This window comes from Nonomuraea longispora (genome assembly GCF_004348345.1).
GTDB lineage: Bacteria > Actinomycetota > Actinomycetes > Streptosporangiales > Streptosporangiaceae > Nonomuraea > Nonomuraea longispora.
On sequence record NZ_SMJZ01000349.1, the window covers coordinates 1 to 4,647 of the forward strand.

5 protein-coding genes and 1 pseudogene are annotated in these 4,647 nt (G+C 72.1%); 4 read left to right on the plus strand and 2 right to left on the minus strand.

From position 1 onward, the window contains the following. Positions 1-230 precede the first annotated feature (230 nt). Both E1267_RS42645 and E1267_RS42650 read right to left on the minus strand, forming a co-directional pair. Positions 231-1,643 carry a xylulokinase gene (locus E1267_RS42645; RefSeq protein WP_132341852.1) on the minus strand — a complete coding sequence of 471 codons (1,413 nt, stop codon included), beginning with the start codon at positions 1,641-1,643 and terminating at the stop codon, positions 231-233. A 104-nt stretch (positions 1,644-1,747) separates the two neighbouring features. Next, the gene (locus tag E1267_RS42650) at positions 1,748-1,936 is read right to left on the minus strand and encodes a hypothetical protein (protein WP_132341854.1); all 189 of its coding nucleotides are present in this window, start codon (positions 1,934-1,936) and stop codon (positions 1,748-1,750) included. Between the two features lie 197 nt (positions 1,937-2,133). Between E1267_RS42650 and E1267_RS42655 the strand changes: the two genes are divergently transcribed. The 4 genes and pseudogenes from E1267_RS42655 to E1267_RS47000 all read left to right on the plus strand — a co-directional run. Then, positions 2,134-2,643 (plus strand): VOC family protein, encoded by a 510-nt coding sequence (locus E1267_RS42655; RefSeq protein ID WP_132341856.1) that lies wholly within the window; start codon positions 2,134-2,136, stop codon positions 2,641-2,643. Positions 2,644-2,693: 50 nt separating this feature from the next. After that, complete coding sequence (locus E1267_RS42660; protein WP_132341858.1) at positions 2,694-2,930, plus strand: hypothetical protein; 237 nt, start codon at positions 2,694-2,696, stop codon at positions 2,928-2,930. Between the two features lie 227 nt (positions 2,931-3,157). Then, positions 3,158-4,318 (plus strand): MFS transporter, encoded by a 1,161-nt coding sequence (locus E1267_RS42665; RefSeq protein ID WP_132341860.1) that lies wholly within the window; start codon positions 3,158-3,160, stop codon positions 4,316-4,318. A 207-nt stretch (positions 4,319-4,525) separates the two neighbouring features. Further along, positions 4,526-4,647, plus strand: a pseudogene (locus tag E1267_RS47000) (trypsin-like serine protease); the annotation flags it as partial.

A 4,647-nucleotide genomic window follows, 5' to 3' on the forward strand; every position in this document is an offset into this window, starting at 1 on the left:
GACCCGCCCCCGTTCGCCTCCGACCGCAGGGACGCTCACCACCCATCAAGCACACATCCTTCACGGCTGCGCCAAAGTGAGCCCACCCGCCGCCGCGAGTTCCCGGCCTTCCAGGGAGACGCTCACCAGCCTCCCCCCACCGCATCGGGCCCTGGCGCTGGTTGCCTGGGGTGATTTCTTACGGCTGCGCGTGGTGGGTGCCATGCGCAGCCGTGAAGAAAAGAAGAAGATCAGTCGAGAACCCCCGCCGCGCGCGCATAGCGGAGACGGATGTCGGGCGCCGGGGCGGCTTCGTAGGTGGCGGCGTCGTGGGGGCGCCAGTCGGGCGTGGTGACCAGGGTGGCGGCCTGGTGGGCGGCGCCGTCGGCGACGTATTCGGCGGGTGGCGGCACCGCGATCGGCACGCCGAAGATCGTGGGGGCGATGCGGCGGACCGCTTCGGAACGGGCGGCGCCTCCGATCAGCAGGACACGTTCGGCCCGCAGGCCGAGGGCGTCGAGCGCGTCGGCGAGCCCGCACAGCATGCCTTCGATGGCGGCTCTGGCCAGGTGGGCCGGGGTGGCGGTGGCGAGGGTCAGCCCGTGGATCGAGCCTGTCGCGGTGGGGCGGTTGGGGGTGCGCTCGCCTTCGAGGTAGGGGACCAGCGTGAGCCCGCCGGCTCCCGGCGGCGCCTGGAGGGCGAGGTCGCTCAGCTCGTCGAGTGAGACGCCGGCGATGCGGGCGGCGGCGTCCATGACGCGGGCGGCGTTGAGCGTGCACACCAGCGGCAGGAAGCGGCCCGTCGCGTCGGCGAAACCGGCGACCGCGCCGGTGGGATCGGCGCTGGGCGTCTCGGCGATCGCGAACACCGTGCCGGACGTGCCGAGCGACACGACGATGTCGCCGGGCCGCGCGCCGACGCCGAGCGCCGCCGCCATGTTGTCGCCGGTGCCGGGCGCGATCACGACGCGCCCTGAGCCGGGCGCCGGCTCCCGCGGCCCGAGCACCCTGGGCAGGTGGGGGACGGTGCCGAGGGCGGTTTTCAGCAGGTCGGTGCGGTAGGCGCCGGTCGCGGGCGACCAGTAGCCGGTGCCGGAGGCGTCGCCTCGGTCGGTGGCGAGTTGGTCGAGGGGCGGCGTGGGGGCGTCGCGCCAGGCCCGCGCGTCGAAGGGGCCGGTGGCGAGCGCCCCCGCAAGGCGCCAGGTGAGCCAGTCGTGCGGCAGGCACACCGCCGCCGTGCGCTGCGCGTTGCCGGGCTCGTGCTGGGCCACCCAGCGCAGCTTGGTGACGGTGAACGAGGCCACGGGCACCGAGCCCACCGCCTCGGCCCACGCCTGGGGGCCGCCCAGCTCGGTGACCAGGTCAGCGGCGGCCTGGGCGGAGCGGGTGTCGTTCCACAGGAGGGCGTCGCGGACGACCTCTCCGGACGCGCCGAGGCAGACCATGCCGTGCTGCTGGCCTGCCACGCTGATGGCGGCCACGTCGTCGAGCCCGCCGGCCGCCTCGATGGCCTGCAGTAACGCGGCCCACCAGTGTGAAGGGTGGACCTCGGTGCCGTCGGGGTGCGCTGCCCGGCCCTGCCGGACCAGCGCGCCCGTCTCCGCGTCGCGGATGACGACCTTGCAACTCTGCGTGGAGGAATCGACCCCTGCGACCAGCGTCACCCACGACCTCCTGACACGTGTTCCAGCCCAAGGCTGGCCGAGATGGGGCAAATGCTACCCGCGCCCAGCGGCCATGCCTCGATGCTCCCCCCGCGACCCGGAGTTCACAAGCCCGATGGATCGCGGCCCACGCTGATCTCCTCAGCGATCCTGCGAATCTCCGTCACCTCGAGGCCGGGAGCCTTGGGCAGGTCGCGCAGCAGCGCGTCCATCACCACGGGAACGGGCTGGCCTGCGAGCCTGCCCGCGATGCCGTGAACCGCCCTGAACAGCGCCTCTTCGGTGTCGTGCATCGGCAATCTCCTCGGTTCGGGTACCCGGAGAACGGTACGGCCTCGGTCCGACAGTTGCGCGCCACACCCGCCCGCGTGTTCCCGGAAGCCGCCCGGGGAGCCGCCCGGAAGCCGCCCGGAAACCGCACGGTCGGCGGGCGGCCGAAGTGGTTGAATTCTCATACATTTGAGGTGGGCTCCATCGAAAGGAGAACACCATGCCGATCCAGCGGCTCAACCACGCGGTCCTCTACGTCAGGGACACGGAGCGCAGCGTCGCCTTCTACCGGGAGGCCCTGGGTTTCGAGGTGGTCATGGCCCTGCCGGGCGCCGCCTTCCTTCAGGCTCCCGGCTCGACGAACGACCACGACCTGGGCGTGTTCGAGATCTGTGGCGACGCGGGGCCCTCACCGGCGGGCCGCACCACGGTCGGCCTCTACCACCTGGCCTGGGAGGTCGACACCCTCGACGAGCTCGACCGCATCGCGGCCCGGCTGCGCGAGCTCGGCGCGCTGGTCGGCGCCTCCGACCACGGCACCACCAAGGCCCTCTACGCGAAGGACCCCGACGGGCTGGAGTTCGAGGTGTCGTGGCTGGTGCCCGCGGCGCTGCTGACCGACGACGCGCTCGCCGCCCGCTCCAGCGTCCGCCCGCTCGACCTGAGCGCCGACAAGGAGCGGTACGGCTCACAGACCCGAGGCGGCGTGGGCGTGTCCAGCCCGGCCTGAAGTACCGTGGTCATGAGGGATTCCACCGGGTGACTTCCAGGGGAACGACCATGCCAAGCGATCCTGACCATGTGCTCGACGCGATCGACGGCGTAGTCGACGAGTGGGAGACGCTGAGCGCCGACGCCATGCGCTGGGCGCCTCCCGAGGACAAGAGCCCTGACCTCATGACCGAGGTGGGCGAGATCTTCGGTCCGCTCGTCAACGCGTTCACCGAGGTGCTGCGGCCTGTCGGCGACGCGTTCGAGCGGGTCCTGCAGTCGTTCGACGACGACGGCCGCGACTGACGCGGCGGGCCCCGCCGCAGGGGCCCGCCGCAGGAGTCCGCCGCAGGGGGTCCGGCGCCGCTCACCCGTGGCCGATTGCGGGGTGCACGGCGGCGGAGAGGGCGTTAAACTCCCCGGTATGACCTGGCGACATTGATCCCGTTCCATAACCAGGGGCCGGCGCGGGGCGCGCGGGCCTCCGAGGCGACAAGCACTCGGAGTCCCTACTCGTCCCCCTGGAAGGCCTCATGCTTGTCGCGTCGCTGTACCTTTACACGTTCCTCGGCGAATTTCTGCTGATCTACCCGGTCTACACGCTGCTGTTCATCGACACCGGGTTGTCCGTGGCCGAGACGTCGTCCCTGTTCGTCATCTGGTCGGTGACGGGCATGGTGCTCGAGATCCCGTCCGGTGCCTGGGCCGACCGGCTGTCCAGGCGTGTCACCCTGTGCCTGGGCCCGCTGCTGGCCGCGCTGGGTTTCAGCCTGTGGCTGCTCTTCCCCTCCTACTGGGCGTTCGCCCTCGGCTTCGTGTTGTGGGGCGCGGAGGGCGCGCTGGTGTCGGGCGCGTTCGAGGCCCTCTCCTACGAGGAGCTGGAGCGCCGCGGCCAGGCCCACCGCTACACCGCCATCATGGGCCGGGCGACCGCCGTGGGCACGGTCGCCGTCGCGGCGGCGATGGGCCTGGCCGTGCCCGTCTTCGCGGCCGGCGGTTATCCGGCCGTGGGTGTCGCCAGCGTGCTGGCCTGCGTGCTCTGCGCGGCCACGGCGCTCACCCTGCCCGAACACCGCGCGCGCGGCGGCGACGGCGACGACGAGGGTTACCTGGGGATTCTGAAGGCCGGCCTGACCGAGGCCCGCACGGACCGGCGCGTCCTGCGCGCGGTGCTGGTGGTCGCCTCGGTGACGGCGATCTGGGGCGCCCTGGACGAGTACGTCCCGTACCTCGCGACCGACACGGGCGTCGCCAAGGCCGTCGTCCCGCTGCTCATCCTCCTCGGCTGGGTCGGCGCCACGGCGGGCGGCCTGCTGGCCGGGCGCGCCCGGAACATGCCGCCCCGCGTGTATGCCTGCACGATCGCCTTCGCGGCGCTGGCCCTGGCCGCGGGGGCGGTCAGCGCGCATCCGGCGGGGTTCGCGCTGGTCGCCTTGGCCTTCGGGGCGTTCCAGCTGGCCAGTGTGGTGGCGGACGCACGGTTGCAGGAGCGGATCACCGGTACGGCCAGGGCCACCGTGACCTCGGTCGCCGGCCTCGGCACGAACGTGGTCACGCTCGCGGTCTACGCCGCGTACGGGGCTGCGTCGTCGTACGTGTCGCACGGGCTGACATTCGTCCTCATGGTGGTGCCGTACGCGTTCATCGCCTTGCTGACGGCGCGTTCCACGGCGATCGCACCGGCGAACCGGTGACCTGACCAGCGACGGGGCGGCGGCAGCGGCCTTAAGGAGGGGCGGCCGCCGTCCTGGCTCGCGGCCGAAACCGCGGCTATAACACCGAAATAGGGCTCGTTTGACATCTGTCAAGAAGCGTTAGCAGCCGTTAACTTGACAGCACCCCCAACCGAGGAGTGCTCATGTTGAGTAAGCGCGGTGCGGTGGCAGGATCGATCATCCTAGCCGCCGGGCACCGTCGGCGGCCTGACCCGCACCAGCGCCTGCGCCGAGCCCGGCGACTCGGGCGGCTCGTTCATCTCGGGCAACCAGGCCCAGGGCGTCACGTCCGGCGGTTCCGGCAACTG